A 17,371-nucleotide genomic window follows, 5' to 3' on the forward strand; every position below is an offset into this window, starting at 1 on the left:
GCGGGGCCCGCTCCCCGGGGCCGGCTACTTGCGGTTGTAGAGCCGCATCGTGACCGGGCCGAAGACCAGCAGGAACAGTCCCGCCCAGCCCAGCGTCCAGGCGATCTCGGCGCCGGGCCAGCCGCCCGCCAGCAGGCCGCGCACCGCGGACGCCAGATGGGTGATCGGGCTGTTGTTGACGAAGGCCTGCAGCCAGCCCGGCATGGTCTTCGGATCGACGAAGACGTTGGACAGGAAGGTGAGCGGGAAGATCACCATCATGCTGACGCTCATCACCGACTTCTCGGTGCGCAGCATCAGCCCGAACATCGTCCAGATCCACGAGAAGGCGAACGAGAAGATCAGCAGCAGCGCGATCCCGGCGACCACGCCGACGAACCCGCCGTCGGGCCGGTAGCCGAGCAGCAGTCCGACCGAGAGCATCACGACGGACGCGATGGTGTAGCGCAGCGCGTCGCCGAGGAGATAGCCGACCATCGCCGAGGGCCGCCAGATCGGCAGCGAGCGGATGCGGTCGAAGAAGCCCTTCTCGATGTCGATGTTCACCGAGACGCCGGTGTACATCGTGATCATCACGACCGACATCACGAGGATGCCCGGCAGCACGAACTGGATGTAGTCACGGGGCGAACCCGCCAGCGCACCGCCGAAGAGGTACGTGAACATCAACAGGTTCATGATCGGGAAGGCGGTGACGTCGAAGAGCTGCTCCGGCACGTGCTTGATCTTGAGGATCGCGCGCCAGCCGAAGGTCAGGGACGTGGACAGGGCGCTGGGCCGCGGCGGCCGCTCCCTGGTCACCAGCAGGGCCGTCAGCGACTCGGTGCTGACCGGGGACAGTTCCTTGTCCGCGGTGCTCGTGGCCGTGCTCATGCCGCCACCTCGCCCTTCGTGTCGGTGCCGGTGCTGGAGCCGCCGCCGGTGCTCTGGCCGGTGTCGTGCCCGGTCAGCGCGAGGAAGACCTCGTCGAGGCTGGGCTGTCCCAGGGAGAAGCTGTCGACGGTGATGCCGGCCCCGGCCAGCTCACCGAGTGCCTTGGCGGCCTGGTCGGCGGCGGTGTCACCGGCCGCCACCCCGAGGCGCGCGGTCAGCGCCACCGGATCGGGCTCCCGCTGCACCTCGGCCACCAGCAGGCTCCGCAGCAGGCGCTCGGCCTCGGGCCGCTCCTGGGCGTCCCGCAGCCGCAGATGGACGGAGCCGGCGCCGACGGAGGCCTTCAGCTCGCCCTTGGTGCCCTCGGCGATCACCCGTCCCTTGTCGATGACGGCGATCCGGGACGCCAGCTGATCGGCCTCGTCCAGGTACTGCGTGGTCAGCAGCACCGTCGTGCCCTGGGCGACGACCGCGCGCACGATGTCCCACACCTGGTTGCGGCTGCGCGGATCGAGTCCGGTGGTGGGCTCGTCGAGGAAGAGCAGGTCGGGGGTGTTGAGGATGGAGGCGGCGATGTCGATGCGCCGCCGCATGCCGCCGGAGTAGTGCTTGACCTGCTTCGCCGCGGCGTCCGTCAGCCCGAAGGCCGCCAGCAGCTGCTCGCCGCGCTCCCGTGCGGCCGCCTTGCCGTGCCCGAGCAGCCGGCCCAGCAGGACCAGGTTCTCGGTGCCGGTGAGGTCCTCGTCCACGGACGCGTACTGCCCGGTGAGGCTCACCCGCCCGCGTACCTCGTCCGCATCGTGCACCACGTCATGGCCGAAGACGCGGGCATGGCCGCCGTCCGGCCGCAGCAGGGTGGCGAGCATCTTCACCGTGGTGGTCTTGCCGGCGCCGTTCGGACCGAGAGCGCCGTAGACCGTGCCGGCGGGCACCGCGAGGTCCACCCCGTCCACGGCCCGGGTCTCACCGAACGTCTTCACCAGGCCCGCGGTCTCGATCGCGAGTCCGGACGTGTGCGTGCTGTTCCTGCTCATGGTCACTCCGCGTTCATGGGCTCCGCGTTCTTGGGCTCCGCGTTCATGGGCTCCGCGTTCTTGGGCTACGCGTTCTTGGGCTACGCGTTCTTGGGCTACGCATGGGGAGACCTTTACCGTCGCGCAAACTCATCGCCGACGCACGGGGATTTTCCGGCGGGAGAGGACGGGGGACACAGGAGTAGCGTCGGGCCCATGCATGCGATCACGATTCCCGAACCCGGAGGCCCCGAGGCGCTGGTGTGGGCCGAGGTCCCCGACCCGCAGCCCGGCGAGGGCGAGGTCCTGGTCGAGGTGGCGGCCAGCGCCGTCAACCGCGCCGACATCATGCAGCGCCAGGGCTTCTACGACCCCCCGCCCGGCGCCTCCCCCTACCCGGGCCTGGAGTGCTCCGGACGCGTGGTGGCGCTCGGCTCCGGCGTGTCCGGCTGGGCCGTCGGCGACGAGGTGTGCGCGCTGCTCGCGGGCGGCGGTTACGCCGAGAAGGTCGTCGTCCCGGCCGGACAGCTGCTGCCGGTGCCGCAGGGCGTCGACCTGAAGGCGGCGGCGGCGCTGCCCGAGGTGGTCTGCACCGTCTGGTCGAACGTCTTCATGGTCGCCCACCTGCGCCCCGGCGAGACGCTGCTGGTCCACGGCGGCTCCAGCGGCATCGGCACCATGGCGATCCAGCTCGCCAAGGCGGTCGGCGCGAAGGTGGCGGTGACGGCGGGCACGAAGGAGAAGCTGGAGCGCTGCGCCGAGCTGGGCGCGGACATCCTGATCAACTACCGGGAGCAGGACTTCGTCGCCGAGGTGAAGGACGCGACCGGCGGCGCGGGCGCCGACGTCATCCTCGACAACATGGGCGCCAAGTACCTGGACCGCAACGTTGAGGCCCTCGCCGTGAACGGCCGGCTCGCGATCATCGGCATGCAGGGCGGCCGGAAGGGCGAGCTGAACATCGGCACGCTCCTGGCCAAGCGGGCCGCCGTCAGCGCCACCTCGCTGCGGGCCCGGCCCCTGGAGGAGAAGGCGGCGATCGTGGCGGCCGTGCGCGAGCATGTCTGGCCGCTGTTCGCCGGGGGACACGTCCGCCCGGTCGTCGACCGCGAGATGCCGATGAGCGAGGCCGCCGAGGGCCACCGGGTGGTGGAGGAGAGCGGCCACATCGGCAAGGTGCTGCTGGTCGCCTCGTAGGCGGCGCACGGCCGGTGCGCGGCGGCGGGGCCCTACACCCGGCGCAGGCGCAGTCCCACCAGGCCCAGGGCCAGGCCGAGGCCGATGAGCACCAGCCCGCTGCCCAGCGGGAGGACCCGCAGCAAGGGCTCGGCGGCCGCCCGGGTGGGCGTGCCGCTCTGCGCCGGGGACCGGGACGGGGCGGCCGGGGACACCTCGGCGGCCTCGGTCCGGCCGGACGGCGGGGCGGTGGCCGGGTCCTCGGGGACGCCGCCGCCTTCGTCGTCGCCACCACCGTCGCCTTCGTCGTCGCCGTCCCGGTACCGACCGCCGTACTCGTCCCTGCCGTCGTGCTCCGGCTCACGTTCCCCGGTGCGACCGGGCCGCTGCCTCCCCTCACCCGGCGGGTTCCCGCCCCGCGAGGGCTCTGGGCCGGGCGTGGTGCGGGATGCCGACGGCGAGGGGGAGGAGGGCGAGGGCGTGGGCGAACCGTGCCCCGCGCCGTCCGCGGGCGCGGATTCCGCCGGGGGCCGCGGGTCGGGCCGGGCATCCGGGCGGTCGCGGCCGTCGGGGTGCCGGGGACGTTCGTGCCCGCCCCGCCCGTCATGCGTACCGGAGCCGTCCGGCACGCCGGCCGCCCCGGGTGCGGAGGGCGCCGGTGACGGTGCCGACCCCACCGCGTACGGCGCCGTCGGCCACCCGGCGCCATGGGCGGGCTGCGCCCCGTACGGCGCCACCACCGCGCCGGCCCCCAGCGCTCCCAGCAGCCCCGTCGCCCGCAGTGTGCGCAGCCATGGAGTCACGTCCGTGGCCCCCTCCCGGTGATGAGCGGTAGTGGAGAACGTCGGAGAAATCGACGGAACAAGCCTCACACCGGCGGGCGACACCGGCATTCCGGACGCCGCCGAACGCGGCGGAGCGGTTCCCGCGGGGGCACCGCCCGTCCGGGGCCCGGGGGTGCGAGACAATGGCGGCATGGAGATGCCGAGGAACGACAGGTCGCCGGAGAACCCCCAGATCCTGGTCGTCGGCCAGGACGGAATGGCGCTCAGCGGCGGCGGGGACGACGACTCCCGCGAGATTCCGGTGACCGAGCAGGTGGAGCAGCCCGCCAAGGTCATGCGGATCGGCAGCATGATCAAGCAGCTGCTCGAAGAAGTGCGGGTCGCGCCCCTGGACGAGGCGAGCCGGGTCCGGCTCAAGGAGATCCACGCCAGCTCGGTGAAGGAGCTGGAGGACGGTCTGGCCCCGGAGCTGGTGGAGGAGCTGGAGCGGCTCTCGCTGCCCTTCACGGACGACGGCACCCCGACCGACGCCGAACTGCGGATCGCGCAGGCACAGCTGGTCGGCTGGCTGGAGGGCCTCTTCCACGGCATCCAGACCACGCTGTTCGCCCAGCAGATGGCCGCGCGGGCCCAGCTGGAGCAGATGCGCCGCGCGCTTCCGCCGGGCACCGCCCCGGAGGGCGAGGAGCCCCCGCACCCGGGCGGCCGTTCCGGCGGCCCCTACCTGTAGACCCATGGACCTGTAGACCCAGGGACCGGTAGACCCGGGGACCGGTAGACCCGGGGACCGGTAGACCCGTGGACAGGGCGTCCACCGACATCGCGAAGGGCCCGGCAGCACGCGCTGCCGGGCCCTTCGGCGTCAGCCGCCGGTCATGTCACGGGGCTCATTCGGACGGCGGGTTGCCCGTCGAGACCTTGAGCTGGATCTCCGGCATGTTCTCCGGGTCGACGTCCGTGCCGGCGGTGGGGAACTGGTCCCGGATCGAGCCCTCGCCGTAGGTGTTCTCGTCGACCTCGACGACCTTCATCCGCCAGCCCGCGGCGTTGAAGCACTCCTTGACCGAGCCGATGTACTTGAACGTGAAGTCCGGCACCTTGATCTTGTCGGGGTCGTTGTACGACTCCTCCGGCTCGGTGCACTTGTCCTTCTCGATCGTCTTCGTCTTGTCCGGCCCCCGGTAGCCCGCCGCCTTCGAGGGCGACGCGGACACGCTCGCGGTGCCGCCGCCGCCGGCCTCCGGGTCCTCGTCCCCGCCGCCGTTCATCAGCAGCGCGCCGACCAGCGCGCCGACGGCCACGACGGCGACCACGATCGAGCCGATGATCACCGGCTTGTTCCTGCCGCCGCCCGAGGAACCGGAACCCTGGGCGGAGGGCGTCAGGTTGTACGGCGGCGGCGTGGACGCGCCCTGCTGCTGCGCGTACGGCGACGGGGCCGGCGTCTGGTAACCGGCCTGCTGCGGATAGCCGTACGCGGGCGAGTGCGCCGCCTGGGCCGGGGTGTTGTACGGGTTCGGGCCGGGGGACGGCGTCGGCTGGTACGGCGTCTGGACGGGACCGGTGGGCGCCGGGGTGCCCTGGTCGACCGGCGGGAACACCGCGGAGCCGACGCCCGCGCCGCTCGACGTCTGGGCGCCGGGCACGATGCTCGGCGGGGCCGCCTGGAAGGAGGCCGCCACCCGCAGGCACTCGTCGCGCATGGCCTCGGCGCTGGGGAAGCGTTCGTTGGGGTTCTTCTTCAGCGCGCGGGCCACCAGCGCGTCCACCGCCGGGGGCAGGGCGCGGTTGACGGCGGACGGGGCGACCGGCTCCTCCTGCACGTGCGCGTAGGCGATCGCCAGCGGCGAGTCGGCGTCGAACGGCAGGCGCCCGGTGACCAGCTGGAACAGCATGATGCCGACCGAGTACAGGTCGGAGCGGGCGTCGACGCCCCGGCCGAGGGCCTGCTCCGGCGAGAGGTACTGCGGGGTGCCGACGACCATGCCGGTCTGCGTCATCGACGTGACGCCGGACTGCATGGCGCGGGCGATGCCGAAGTCCATGACCTTGACCACGCCGCGCTTGGTCATCATCACGTTGCCCGGCTTGATGTCCCGGTGGACCAGGCCCATCTCGTGGCTGATCTCCAGCGCGGCCAGCACGTCCGCGGTGATCTTCAACGCCTTGCCGGCGGGCATCGCGCCCTGCTGCCGCACGTCCTCGTCGAGCACGGAGCCCAGCGGCCGGCCCTCGACGTACTCCATGACGATGTACGGCGTCGTCATGCCGTCCAGATCGTCCTCGCCGGTGTCGAAGACCGAGACGATGTTGGTGTGCGTGAGCTTGGCCACGGCCTGGGCCTCGCGGCGGAAGCGCTCGCGGAAGGCCTGTTCGCGACCCAGCTCGGTGTGCAGCGTCTTGATCGCGACCTGGCGGTCGAGGACCGAGTCGTACGCCAGGTGCACGGAGGCCATGCCGCCCTCGCCGAGCAAGTCGCGCAGCTGGTAACGGCCGCCGGCGAGCGCCCGCCCCGCGTACCGTCCCTGTCCGGCGGCGTCCTGGCTCATGTCTCTGCGTCCCCCATAGACGGCGGGCGCCGGTGGCAGCGGCACGCGCGCTCGTGATCGAAAGTGCTATTCCCGGCCAAGTCTGCCCCAGGGCACTGACACGTCAAGCGCGGTGCCCGTTCCGTGACCGTACGCGAAAGAAGCGTCGCGGAAGCGTTACAGCCGGCGTACCGCCGGTACACGGAATTTGCACGAGAGTACGGAACCAGGGTTTCATGACCGGTCCGTCTCATGTCCGGTCCCGGCGCCCATCTCGGACCGGAGGCCCCCGCGAAGGCTGTAGCGTGGCCGACGGAGACCGTAACAACACCGCGCGTACCGCGGGCAGAAACGACGGCGAGGACTGATGGCACAGCAGCAGCGCGCCCAGGGCCCGTCCGAACCCGAGGCATCTGGCGGCGGTATGTCTGACGCGCCGGAGAACTGGGGCAACGGCGGCCTGGTCGGCGACGGCCGGTACCGGCTGACCCGCAGGCTCGGGCGGGGCGGCATGGCCGAGGTGTTCGCCGCGGAGGATGTCCGCCTGGGACGCACCGTGGCGGTCAAGCTGCTGCGCGCGGACCTCGCCGAGGACCCGGTCTCCAAGGCCCGCTTCACCCGCGAGGCACAGTCGGTGGCCGGGCTCAACCACCACGCCATCGTGGCCGTGTACGACTCGGGCGAGGACGTCGTCGGCGGCCAGTCCGTGCCGTACATCGTGATGGAGATCGTCGAGGGGCGCACCATCCGCGACCTCCTCCTCAACGCCGAGGCGCCCGGCCCCGAGCAGGCGCTGATCATCGTCTCCGGTGTGCTGGAGGCGCTGGCCTACTCGCACCAGCACGGCATCGTGCACCGCGACATCAAGCCGGCCAACGTCATCATCACCAACAACGGCGCGGTGAAGGTGATGGACTTCGGCATCGCGCGCGCCCTGCACGGCGCCCAGTCGACGATGACGCAGACCGGCATGGTGATGGGCACCCCGCAGTACCTCTCCCCCGAGCAGGCCCTCGGCAAGGCCGTCGACCACCGCTCCGACCTGTACGCGACGGGCTGCCTGCTCTACGAACTCCTCGCGCTGCGCCCGCCGTTCACCGGGGAGACCCCGCTGTCGGTGGTCTACCAGCACGTGCAGGACATCCCGACGCCGCCGTCCGAGGTCTCCGACGCCACCCCGCCGGAGCTGGACGGCCTGGTGATGCGCTCGCTGGCCAAGGAGCCCGACGACCGCTTCCAGACCGCCGAGGAGATGCGCGGCCTGGTCCAGTACGGCCTGCAGATGCTGTACGAGCAGGGCGGCCACACCGGCACCTGGAACACCGGCCCGGTCGCCGCGCACGACGGCCGGCACACCCCCTCGGCCGGGCTCGCCGGCACGACGGTGCTGCCGCACTCCGACCACCACGGGGCGTCGGGCACCCAGCAGATCCCCCAGCCGATCCTGCCGGGCCGCTACGACGGGGACGACGGCGGCTTCGAAGGCGGCGGCAACAAGGGCAGCGGCCGCGGCAAGCTGTGGATACTGGCCGTCCTCGCGGTGATCGCCATCGCGGCGGGCGTCGCGCTGGCCCTGAACAACGACGACGGCGGCAAGGGCGGCACCGAGACGGACAAGAGCCCGTCGGCGACCACCTCGCAGAGCACCGGCGAGGAGTCGCCGAGCTCCTCGCCCAGCGACGAGGCGACGCAGGAGACCACCGACCCGGGCACCGAGCAGGGCTCGGGCGGGGGCGGCACCGGCGACGGGGGCTGGCAGCAGCCGGACACGCCGTCGTGGACGCCGTCGCACACGCAGACGAACGACCCGACCGGCGACCCGACGGGCGACCCGACGGGTGACCCGACCGGCGATCCGACGGGTGATCCGACCGGTGGCGGTGAGCCGACCGGTGGTGGTGAGCCGACCGGCGGCGGCGAACCCACGGGCGGCGGCGAGCCGACGGGCGGCGCCACCGGTGCCCCGGGCGGTTCCGAGGGCGGCGAGGGCTGACCCGTACCGCGACCCCTACGCGCGCGTGTGGCCCGGAAGCGGGCTCCACGCGCGCGTCGCGTTGCGGGGACGTCGCCGACGTCGTCGCGGCGAGGTCAGAGCGGCCCCGCCGACCCGTCCGTGAAGTGCACCGTGCCGAACTGCGGGTCGACGCGCAGATAGGCGGGCTCGAACGGCTCGCCGTCCACCCGGTCCGGCGTCGGACCGAACCGCTCCAGCTCGGCCGCGCTCGGCTCGTGGGCCTCGCACCGGCCCACGACCTGCACGGTCCACAGGCTCTCGCCGGGCCGCGCGGAGGTCAGGTTGTCCGCCCCGTACGCGACGACGCTCCCGGCGCACATCCGGTGGTACCCCCAGCTCCTGGGCATGCGCAGCAGGACCCGGCCGTCGGCCACGATGTGCCGCGCGTGGGCGAGGAAGGGCAGGGCGCGCAGGGTGGTGGCCGCCCGGCCGTAGGCGGTGCGGCCGAGCAGGCCGACGGCGAGCTGTTCGTCGGAGGGCATGGACTCACTGTGCGCGAGCGCGGGACGCGGGGCCAGGGTCGCCCGCCCCGGCGGGAGGGGACGTAAGTCCCGAGTAAGTGCGGAGCACCGCCGGGGAGGGGCCGACCCGTCAGCGGTTCTCGGCCTCCAGCCGGGCCACGAAGGCCGCGGCCTGGGAACGCCGCTGCATCCCGAGCTTGCCCAGCAGGCTCGACACGTAGTTCTTGATCGTCTTCTCCGCCAGGTGCAGCCGTTCACCGATCGCGCGGTTGGTCAGCCCCTCGCCGATCAGCTCCAGGATGCGGCGCTCCTGCTCGGTGAGCCGGGCCAGCCGGTCGTCGGGCTTCGCCCCGCCGTCGCGCAGCCGCTCCAGCACGCGCGCGGTGGCCGCCGGATCGAGCAGCGACTTGCCGGCCGCCACCTCCCGTACGGCGCCGAGCAGCTCGGCGCCGCGGATGTCCTTGAGGACGTAGCCGGAGGCGCCCGCCATGATCGCGTCGAAGAGGGCCTCGTCGTCGGCGAAGGAGGTCAGCATCAGGCAGCGGACGGACTCGTCCCGGGAGCGGATGTCCCGGCAGACCTCGACGCCGCTGCCGTCCGGCAGCCGCACGTCCAGCACGGCGACGTCCGGACGGGTGGCCGCGACCCGGGCCTGCGCCTCGGCGGCCGTACCGGCCTCGCCCACCACCTCGATGTCGGGCTCGCCGGCGAGCAGATCGTGCACCCCGCGCCGGACCACCTCGTGGTCGTCGAGGAGGAATACCCGGATTTTTCCGTCTTCGCGCACGCGGTCAGTGTCACACACCGACTCTTCCCGTGCCCGGGGTGGCCGGGATAACGTGCCGTTGTTCCGGCCCCCTGCAAGGCTGTGACCAGTAAAACTTCCGCCCTACGCCGATTTACTTGGAAATCCGAGTAAAAACGCAGGTCAGGAGGGGTTTCACAGAAATGTGGAGCACTGGGTAACGTGCTGTTCGCAGGGCGCTCGCCGGGGCACCTGTCACGCCTGTTCCCGATCGGGCCGCACCCACCCTTGTGCGTCCGCCGGGCCGCAGGTGAGCCGCACTGGCTTCCGGCGAACCCGGGGGCCGGACCGACGGAGGAGCACACGTGACCGAGAGCACTGCCGCGCGCAAGCCGCGACGCAGCGCCGGAAGCAAGGCGGCCGGCACCACCGGCACCAAGGCGGCCGGGACCACCGGCAGCAAGGCCGGCACCGGCGCAAAGCGCACCACTCGCACCACCAGCACCACCCGTACCGCTGCGAAGAAGGGCTCCGAGACGGAGCTGGTGCAGCTGCTGACGCCCGAGGGCGAGCGCGTCGAGACCGCCGAGAACTCGCCCTACGCCGAGTACGCCTCGTACGTCGCCGACATCACCCCCGACGAGCTGCGCGACCTGTACCGCGACATGGTGCTCACCCGGCGCTTCGACGCCGAGGCCACCGCCCTGCAGCGCCAGGGCGAGCTGGGCCTGTGGGCCTCCCTGCTGGGCCAGGAGGCCGCCCAGATCGGCTCCGGCCGGGCCACCCGCGAGGACGACTACGTCTTCCCGACCTACCGCGAGCACGGCGTCGCCTGGTGCCGCGGGGTGGACCCGACCAACCTGCTCGGCATGTTCCGCGGCGTGAACAACGGCGGCTGGGACCCCAACAGCAACAACTTCCACCTCTACACCATCGTCATCGGCTCCCAGGCGCTGCACGCCACGGGCTACGCGATGGGCGTGGCCAAGGACGGCGCGGACTCGGGCGTGATCGCCTACTTCGGCGACGGTGCCTCCAGCCAGGGCGACGTCAGCGAGGCGTTCAACTTCGCGGCGGTCTACAACGCCCCGGTGATCTTCTTCTGCCAGAACAACCAGTGGGCGATCTCGGAGTCCAACGAGAAGCAGACCCGCGTGCCGCTGTACCAGCGCGCCCAGGGCTTCGGCTTCCCCGGCGTCCGCGTCGACGGCAACGACGTGCTGGCCTGTCTGGCGGTCACCCGGTGGGCCCTGGAGCGCGCGCGGCGCGGCGAGGGACCGGCGCTGATCGAGGCGTACACGTACCGCATGGGCGCCCACACCACCTCGGACGACCCCTCCCGCTACCGGCACGACGACGAGCGCGCCGCCTGGGAGGCGAAGGACCCGATCCTGCGCCTCCGCCGCTTCCTGGAGTCCGCAAACCACGCGGACGAGGGATTCTTCGCGGAACTGGAGGCGGAGAGCGAGACGTTGGGCAAACGAGTGCGCGAAGTGGTCCGTGCCATGCCGGACCCGGACCGGTTCGCCATCTTCGAGAACGTGTACGCGGACGGGCACGCGCTCGTCGACGAGGAGCGCGCCCAGTTCGCCGCCTACCAGGCGTCGTTCGCAGAGGCAGAGGGGGTCTGACATGGCAGCCGAAAAGATGGCGCTGGCCAAGGCGATCAATGAGTCGCTGCGCCGCGCGCTGGAGTCGGACCCCAAGGTCCTGATCATGGGCGAGGACGTCGGCAAGCTCGGCGGTGTCTTCCGGGTCACCGACGGTCTGCAGAAGGACTTCGGCGAGGACCGGGTCATCGACACCCCGCTGGCCGAGTCCGGCATCGTCGGCACCGCCATCGGCCTGGCCCTGCGCGGCTACCGGCCGGTGGTGGAGATCCAGTTCGACGGGTTCGTCTTCCCGGCCTACGACCAGATCGTCACCCAGCTGGCGAAGATGCACGCCCGCTCGCTGGGCAAGGTCAAGATGCCGGTCGTCATCCGCATCCCCTACGGCGGCGGCATCGGCGCGGTCGAGCACCACTCCGAGTCCCCCGAGGCGCTGTTCGCGCACGTGGCGGGCCTGAAGGTGGTCTCCCCGTCGAACGCGGCGGACGCGTACTGGATGATGCAGCAGGCCATCCAGAGCGACGACCCGGTGATCTACTTCGAGCCCAAGCGCCGGTACTGGGACAAGGCCGAGGTCGACGCGGAGGCCATCCCGGGCCCGCTGCACACCGCGCGGGTGGTGCGCGAGGGCACCGATCTCACGCTGGCCGCGTACGGGCCGATGGTGAAGCTCTGCCAGGAGGTGGCCGACGCGGCGGCCGAGGAGGGGCGTTCCCTGGAGGTCGTCGACCTGCGCTCGATCTCGCCGCTCGACTTCGACACCGTGCAGGCGTCGGTGGAGAAGACCCGGCATCTGGTCGTGGTCCACGAGGCGCCGGTGTTCCTCGGCTCGGGTGCGGAGATCGCGGCGCGGATCACGGAGCGCTGCTTCTACCACCTGGAGGCCCCGGTGCTGCGGGTCGGCGGCTATCACGCCCCGTATCCGCCGGCCCGGCTGGAGGAGGAGTACCTGCCCGATCTGGACCGGGTGCTGGATGCCGTCGACCGCTCGCTGGCGTACTGAGGAGGGGAGCGTGACGACGATGACGGACAGCTCCGTGCGTGAGTTCAAGATGCCCGACGTGGGCGAGGGGCTCACCGAGGCCGAGATCCTCAAGTGGTACGTCCAGCCGGGTGACTCGGTCACCGACGGGCAGGTGGTGTGCGAGGTCGAGACGGCCAAGGCCGCCGTCGAACTGCCCATCCCCTACGACGGCGTGGTCCGGGAGCTGCACTTCCCCGAGGGCACCACGGTCGACGTGGGCACGTCGATCATCGCGGTGGCCGTCGGCGACGGTGCCGCGGCCGCGGCGGAGCCGGTGCAGGAGGCCGTGGCGGACACGCCCGCCACCGCCGAGGCGGAGGAGCCCAAGCCCGAGGGCCGTCAGCCGGTATTGGTCGGGTACGGGGTCTCCACCTCCGCGACCAAGCGCCGCCCCCGCAAGGGCGCTCAGGCCCCGGCCGCCGCCCAGGAGGCGTCGGCGGCGATCCAGGCCGAGATGAACGGCCACGGGCCGGCGGCACCGGCCGCACCCGTCACCGGCGCCCGGCCGCTGGCCAAGCCTCCGGTGCGCAAGCTCGCCAAGGACCTCGGCGTCGACCTGGCGACCGTGGTCCCGTCCGGCCCGGACGGGATCATCACCCGCGAGGACGTGCACGCGGCGGTGTCGGTGCCCGAGCCGGCACAGGAGGCCCCGCGGTCCGAGAAGCCCGCCCCCGTCCCCGCAGCGACCGCGACCGCCCCGACCTCGTACGACACGACGCGCGAGACCCGCGTCCCGGTCAAGGGCGTGCGCAAGGCGACGGCGGCGGCGATGGTCGGCTCGGCCTTCACCGCGCCGCATGTCACCGAGTTCGTGACGGTCGACGTGACCCGCACGATGAAGCTGGTCGAGGAGCTGAAGCAGGACAAGGAGTACGCGGGCCTGCGCGTGAACCCGCTGCTCCTGATCGCCAAGGCCCTGCTGGTCGCGATCAAGCGCAACCCGGACATCAACGCGTCCTGGGACGAGGCCGCCCAGGAGATCGTGGTCAAGCACTACGTCAACCTGGGCATCGCCGCCGCCACCCCGCGCGGCCTGATCGTCCCGAACATCAAGGACGCCCACGCCCAGACGCTGCCGCAGCTGGCGGGGTCCCTGGGCGAGCTGGTGTCGACGGCCAGGGAGGGCAAGACCTCCCCGGCCGCCATGCAGGGCGGCACGGTGACCATCACCAACGTCGGCGTCTTCGGCGTCGACACGGGCACGCCGATCCTCAACCCGGGCGAGTCCGCGATCCTGGCGGTCGGCGCGATCAAGCTCCAGCCCTGGGTCCACAAGGGCAAGGTGAAGCCGCGTCAGGTGACCACCCTCGCCCTGAGCTTCGACCACCGCCTGGTCGACGGCGAGCTGGGCTCCAAGGTCCTCGCCGACGTGGCGGCGGTCCTGGAGCAGCCCAAGCGGTTGATCAGCTGGGCCTGAGAGGCACGAACCGGGTAGATTCATGACGGAGGGGCGCCGCAAGTTGCAGTTGCGACGCCCCTTCTGCCGTGGCGGGGTCAGACCTGGTGCAGCACGTACACAGGAGCCCCGTCCTCGGCCCCGCCCCGCGAGCGGATGCAGGCGTGGGTGCGCAGCAGCCGGAGGCATTCGTTGACCCGCCGCACGGAGAGCCCCGTACGGGCGGCGATCGACTCCAGCGGCTCCCGCAGCTCGCCCTTCTCGACGAGCACCGGCGCGATGACCAGGGCGACCGTCCACACGTCCTCGGTCACGGACAACCGTTGCCGCCAGCCGGCCAGTACGGACTCCGTGGTGGGCACCGGGGCGAGGTGGCCGCGGGACGCCCCTTGGTGGAGCACCAGGGTGTCGAACCGGTCCGCGATGCGCTCCAAGGCGTGCACCATGGCCTGTTGCACGGCGAGGGTGGCCTGTTGGGCGGCGAGAGTGGCCTGCTGCGTGGACAGCATCTCCCTCTGCAACGCGATCGAGGCACGTTGTCCTTCGGCCAACTCCTCGTCCAGCTTCAGGTTGTGCGCCTCCAGCCGGACGATCGCCTCGGCCACCTGGTCCGGCATGGCGTAGGCGACGGGGGCGCCGGGTGCGGCGGGCTGCACCTCGGCCTCGTCCAGAGAGTACGAACCCTCGCGCTGCACGGTCTCGATGACTTCGGCGACCCACTGCTTGAAGGGGGCGCAGGCCGGTTTGGTGCAGGCGTTGACGAGCAGGATGAGACCTTGCAGAGAGATGACGTGCAAGTCTCGACGCCACTCCCTACCTGCGGGAACGCCGAGACCGTAACTTCCAGTTACGGTCTCGAGCAATTCTCGGTGCTCGTCGGGAACGTGATCTGCGAGAGCCTTTCGGGAGTTGCTGTGCCCGAGTTCCTTGCACACGTCCACCGCCGGGAACCAGTGGCTTCCGTCCGGCATGGTCAGCCGTCGCACCCGGGCCCCGGTGGCCGCGTACACGAAGTCGCTTGCGTCGATCGCCTCGTGCCGCGCGCCGGAGTTCTTTCGTTCGCTCGGTTCGTTCATGTGAACCACCTCCGCCGCGGAACGTAGGGCGAAGCCAAGGGCATATGCCAGCCAAAGGGATGATGTTCACGACTGCGAGCGAAGATGATCGAAAGCCCTGGCGGAGGCCGACGCGTGCGTGTACGACGACGGCCACCGGAGGCCGCAGGCTCAGCCCCGGGGCCGGCCCGTGCGCAAGGCGTTGAGGAGGGCCGCGCCCCGCTCGGCGTCGTCGACGCTCACCGCGAAGTCGGTTCGGCGGCCCCGGGGCCGTATGACCAGGCACTCGCCGGCGCGCAGCATGACCGTGGTGCCGAGGCCGCTGAGCCGGTAGCCCCAGCCGCCGACCTCGGCGGGCCGCCGGACCTCCATCCGCGCCGTGTCGATGTCGCCGGGTGCCCAGCGGCGTCCGGGCCAGCCGAGCGGGCCGAAGGAGACCTCCAGGCCGCGCTCCGAGACGCGGGCCTGGACGGAGGAGAACACGGCGCAGGCGAGGGAGCCGGACGCGCACCCGGCGAACACCGCCCACAGGCCGCCGGGGGCGGCCAAGCCGCCGACCAGGGCCACGAGCGCGCCCACGGCCACCAGGCCGATCGCGGCCGCGAGCAGCTGGAGCCAGGGGTTGGCGGTGCGGGAGAACCAGACCAGCCGCCGGCCCTCCGGGATGTCCAGCGCGGGGGAGCCTTCGCCGGGCGTCGTCTCGTCGCCCGGGGCGCCGCGCCGCCGGGTGACGTGCAGCCATCCGGCCACTCCCGCGAGTAGCGCAGCGACGAGGATCGCGACGACCCAGGCGGTGGGCTGACGGGCCTCGTGCCAGTCCGCGCGGTCCAGGTTGGCCCGGATGACCGCGGCCTGCGCGCCGGTGAGGACGATGCCCATCGGGAGCAGGGCCACGGTGGTCCACGGACGGGCCGCCGGGCTCGCCCGCATCGGCGGAAGGGTGACCGCGGCCGCCGTCACCAGCCAGATCAGCGCGGGGACGAGGGACGCTGCCCACAGGGGCATCGAGCCGTCGGGGGCTTCGCCGTTCAGGCCCCAGTGGGTCGCCAGCCGGTCGGGCAGCCGGTCCCGCGCAAGGAGCGGCATCGCGGCGAGCACCGCCGTGACCCCGGCCGCCCAGACCGCCGCCGTCGTACGCCGCGCCGCTGTCGTGTCCCTCATGGCATCCCCCTGATCATGTCGATGAGATCGGTCCTGCTGTAGCCCAGCCGGGCCGCCTCGGTGAGCAGTTCCCTGACCCGGATCTGCAGCTCGGAGTGGGGCCGGGCGCCGTCGGCCACCGTCACCCCCCGGCCCCGGCGGAACTCCAGCAGGCCCTCGTCGCGCAGGCCGCGCAGTGCGCGCAGCACGGTGTTGACGTTGACGTCCAGGGCCTCGGAGAGGTCGCGGGCCGAGGGCAGGCGGTCCCCTGGGGCGCACTCCCCCTCGGCGATGGCGCGCCGGACGGCGCCGGCCACCTGTTCGTGCAGGGGGCGGGTGTCGGTCTTGTCCAGACTCAGCAGCATGGTGCTAATGAAACTATCACCATGTCGTTTATCCGTACAGCGCGAAGGGCCCGTCGCGGCCGGCGACGGGCCCTTCGTGGCGTTGCGGTGGTGGTGTGAGGGTGGCGGGGCGTCAGGTCTACTTCGCGAAGCCGTAGTTCATGAGCTTCGTGGCGTCCTTGGCGCGCTGCGTGGACGACGAGGACGCCAGGACAGTGCCGATGACGGTCTTCCCCTTCCGGGTCGCGGCGAAGACCAGGCAGTACTTGGCCTCCGGGCCCGAACCGGTCTTCACGCCGATCGCGCCGCTGTAGCTGCCCAGCAGCGTGTTGGTGTTGGTCCAGGGCGCCATCGTGCGGGTGCCGCCCTTCTTGGTCTTGGTCTTCGCCGTGTACTTCTTGGTCTTCACGATGGTGCGGAAGGTGGAGTTCTTCATCGCGTTGCTCGCGAGTTTCGTGAGGTCGCGCGGTGTGGAGTAGTTCTTGCCGTGGCCGATGCCGTCGAACGAGTCGAAGTGCGTGTTCTTCAGGCCGAGGCTCTTGGCGGTCGAGTTCATCTTGCCGATGAACGACTTCACCCGTGCCGCCCGCGTCTTGCCCGAGCCGAACTTGTCGGCCAGCGCGTACGCGGCGTCGCAGCCGGACGGCAGCATCAGCCCGTAGAGCAGCTGGCGGACCGTCACCTTGTCGCCGACGATCAGCCGGGCGGAGGAGGCGTTCTTCGACACGATGTAGTCGCTGTACGCCATCTGGATCGTGACCTTGGCGTCCAGGTTCAGCTTCGGCTGGGAGAGCACGACCTTGGCCGTCATGATCTTGGTCGTGGAGCCGGTGGAGCGCTTGGTGTCGGCGGCCTTGGTGTAGAGCGACTTGCCGGTCGCGTTGTTCATCACGAAGCCGCCCTTGGCGGCGATCGAGGGCACGGCGGGGGCCCGCAGGGGTGCCGCGAGGGCGCGCTCGGGTGCGGCGGCCTGTGCGGGTGCGGTGGCGAGTACCCCGGTGGCGAGGACGGCGCCGCCGGTCAGGGCGACGGCGACGGCCTTGCGCAGACGGACGCCCGAAATGTTATTCATTGAGTCAATTACCCCGATTGTGGTGAATTCCCCTGGAGTGCGGCCGAGTTGTGGTCGGCAGAGCGGTGGCCGCGTCAGTGCGACACCCGAGGGGGGTGAAAGGTTGCGCGGTGAAGCGGGGGCAGTTCCCGGCTC

General features: G+C 71.7%; 16 protein-coding genes. 6 read left to right on the forward strand and 10 right to left on the reverse strand.

Annotation, left to right across the window (positions count from 1 at the left end; genetic code table 11):
• Positions 1-24 precede the first annotated feature (24 nt).
• Together ACZ6IM_RS22495 and ACZ6IM_RS22500 are read right to left on the reverse strand one after the other, a co-directional pair.
• A complete protein-coding gene (locus ACZ6IM_RS22495) occupies positions 25-873 on the reverse strand; it encodes an ABC transporter permease (RefSeq protein WP_052836671.1) in 849 nt (282 codons plus the stop codon).
• Positions 870-1,907, reverse strand: a complete 1,038-nt coding sequence (locus ACZ6IM_RS22500) for an ATP-binding cassette domain-containing protein (RefSeq protein WP_052836920.1) — start codon at positions 1,905-1,907, stop codon at positions 870-872. Before ACZ6IM_RS22500 ends, ACZ6IM_RS22495 begins: the two co-directional genes overlap by 4 nt.
• A 195-nt stretch (positions 1,908-2,102) precedes the next feature.
• On the opposite strand from ACZ6IM_RS22500, the gene ACZ6IM_RS22505 reads away from it, so the two are divergent.
• The gene (locus ACZ6IM_RS22505) at positions 2,103-3,083 is read left to right on the forward strand and encodes an NAD(P)H-quinone oxidoreductase (RefSeq protein WP_052836669.1); all 981 of its coding nucleotides are present in this window, start codon (positions 2,103-2,105) and stop codon (positions 3,081-3,083) included.
• A gap of 32 nt (positions 3,084-3,115) precedes the next feature.
• Here the strand turns inward: ACZ6IM_RS22505 and ACZ6IM_RS22510 are convergent, their stop codons facing one another.
• Complete coding sequence (locus ACZ6IM_RS22510) at positions 3,116-3,865, reverse strand: hypothetical protein (protein ID WP_052836666.1); 750 nt, start codon at positions 3,863-3,865, stop codon at positions 3,116-3,118.
• Between the two features lie 172 nt (positions 3,866-4,037).
• Here ACZ6IM_RS22510 and ACZ6IM_RS22515 point away from each other — a divergent pair, with 172 nt between their 5' ends.
• Positions 4,038-4,577: a bacterial proteasome activator family protein gene (locus ACZ6IM_RS22515; protein ID WP_052836664.1), complete on the forward strand. Its 540-nt coding sequence runs from the start codon at positions 4,038-4,040 to the stop codon at positions 4,575-4,577.
• 157 nt (positions 4,578-4,734) lie between these two features.
• Here the strand turns inward: ACZ6IM_RS22515 and ACZ6IM_RS22520 are convergent, their stop codons facing one another.
• Positions 4,735-6,396, reverse strand: a complete 1,662-nt coding sequence (locus ACZ6IM_RS22520; RefSeq protein ID WP_469558485.1) for a Stk1 family PASTA domain-containing Ser/Thr kinase — start codon at positions 6,394-6,396, stop codon at positions 4,735-4,737.
• Between the two features lie 346 nt (positions 6,397-6,742).
• Here ACZ6IM_RS22520 and ACZ6IM_RS22525 point away from each other — a divergent pair, with 346 nt between their 5' ends.
• Entirely contained in the window at positions 6,743-8,368 is a 1,626-nt protein-coding gene (locus ACZ6IM_RS22525) for a protein kinase domain-containing protein (RefSeq protein ID WP_052836659.1), read from the forward strand.
• A 95-nt stretch (positions 8,369-8,463) separates the two neighbouring features.
• Here ACZ6IM_RS22525 and ACZ6IM_RS22530 read toward each other — a convergent pair whose 3' ends face one another.
• Together ACZ6IM_RS22530 and ACZ6IM_RS22535 are read right to left on the reverse strand one after the other, a co-directional pair.
• Positions 8,464-8,871, reverse strand: a complete 408-nt coding sequence (locus ACZ6IM_RS22530; protein ID WP_052836657.1) for a pyridoxamine 5'-phosphate oxidase family protein — start codon at positions 8,869-8,871, stop codon at positions 8,464-8,466.
• A gap of 109 nt (positions 8,872-8,980) precedes the next feature.
• A complete protein-coding gene (locus tag ACZ6IM_RS22535; RefSeq protein WP_052836655.1) occupies positions 8,981-9,637 on the reverse strand; it encodes a response regulator transcription factor in 657 nt (218 codons plus the stop codon).
• 323 nt (positions 9,638-9,960) lie between these two features.
• On the opposite strand from ACZ6IM_RS22535, the gene pdhA reads away from it, so the two are divergent.
• From pdhA to ACZ6IM_RS22550, 3 genes are read left to right on the forward strand one after another with little or no spacing between them, the layout of a single operon-like run.
• Complete coding sequence (gene pdhA / locus ACZ6IM_RS22540) at positions 9,961-11,226, forward strand: pyruvate dehydrogenase (acetyl-transferring) E1 component subunit alpha (protein ID WP_052836652.1); 1,266 nt, start codon at positions 9,961-9,963, stop codon at positions 11,224-11,226.
• A gap of 16 nt (positions 11,227-11,242) precedes the next feature.
• The gene (locus ACZ6IM_RS22545) at positions 11,243-12,208 is read left to right on the forward strand and encodes an alpha-ketoacid dehydrogenase subunit beta (RefSeq protein ID WP_469558686.1); all 966 of its coding nucleotides are present in this window, start codon (positions 11,243-11,245) and stop codon (positions 12,206-12,208) included.
• Between the two features lie 10 nt (positions 12,209-12,218).
• On the forward strand, positions 12,219-13,646 hold the full coding sequence (locus ACZ6IM_RS22550) for a dihydrolipoamide acetyltransferase family protein (protein ID WP_469558490.1): 1,428 nt from the start codon (positions 12,219-12,221) through the stop codon (positions 13,644-13,646).
• A 77-nt stretch (positions 13,647-13,723) separates the two neighbouring features.
• Here the strand turns inward: ACZ6IM_RS22550 and ACZ6IM_RS22555 are convergent, their stop codons facing one another.
• The 4 genes from ACZ6IM_RS22555 to ACZ6IM_RS22570 form a co-directional block, all read right to left on the reverse strand.
• Positions 13,724-14,701: a BRO-N domain-containing protein gene (locus ACZ6IM_RS22555; RefSeq protein ID WP_052836647.1), complete on the reverse strand. Its 978-nt coding sequence runs from the start codon at positions 14,699-14,701 to the stop codon at positions 13,724-13,726.
• Positions 14,702-14,851: 150 nt separating this feature from the next.
• Entirely contained in the window at positions 14,852-15,841 is a 990-nt protein-coding gene (locus tag ACZ6IM_RS22560) for a DUF1648 domain-containing protein (protein ID WP_469558493.1), read from the reverse strand.
• Positions 15,838-16,185, reverse strand: a complete 348-nt coding sequence (locus ACZ6IM_RS22565; protein ID WP_469558495.1) for a GntR family transcriptional regulator — start codon at positions 16,183-16,185, stop codon at positions 15,838-15,840. The genes ACZ6IM_RS22560 and ACZ6IM_RS22565 overlap by 4 nt, the downstream gene beginning before the upstream one ends.
• Before the next feature lie 118 nt (positions 16,186-16,303).
• Complete coding sequence (locus ACZ6IM_RS22570) at positions 16,304-17,236, reverse strand: D-alanyl-D-alanine carboxypeptidase family protein (protein ID WP_052836639.1); 933 nt, start codon at positions 17,234-17,236, stop codon at positions 16,304-16,306.
• Positions 17,237-17,371 lie beyond the last annotated feature (135 nt).

The organism is Streptomyces sp. NPDC042336 (assembly GCF_055581985.1).